Origin of the sequence: Streptomyces sp. WM4235 (assembly GCF_001279725.1) — a bacterium.
GTDB lineage: Bacteria > Actinomycetota > Actinomycetes > Streptomycetales > Streptomycetaceae > Streptomyces.
This window is the reverse complement of the sequence record NZ_LGDE01000381.1, coordinates 1-304: the sequence shown is the minus strand read 5'-3', so window position 1 is coordinate 304 and position 304 is coordinate 1. Positions and strand designations below refer to the sequence as shown.

Below are 304 nucleotides of genomic sequence, written 5' to 3'. Positions count from 1 at the left end.
CTTCTCCTCTTCCTTCACCTTGGTGGCGATGAAGTCCTCGACGTCCGGGTGGTCCACGTCCAGGACGACCATCTTGGCGGCGCGACGGGTGGCACCACCGGACTTGATCGTTCCGGCGGACGCGTCGGCGCCGCGCATGAAGGAGACCGGACCGGAGGCTGTTCCTCCCCCGCTCACCGTTTCGCGGCTGGAGCGGATGCGGGACAGGTTCAGGCCGGCGCCGGAGCCGCCCTTGAAGATCATGCCCTCTTCCTTGTACCAGTCGAGGATCGACTCCATGGAGTCGTCGACGGCCAGGATGAAG

General features: G+C 65.8%; 1 pseudogene. It reads right to left on the bottom strand.

Going from position 1 to position 304, the window contains the following annotated elements:
- Nucleotides 1-304 (bottom strand): annotated as a pseudogene (locus ADK55_RS23070) (vitamin B12-dependent ribonucleotide reductase); the annotation flags it as partial.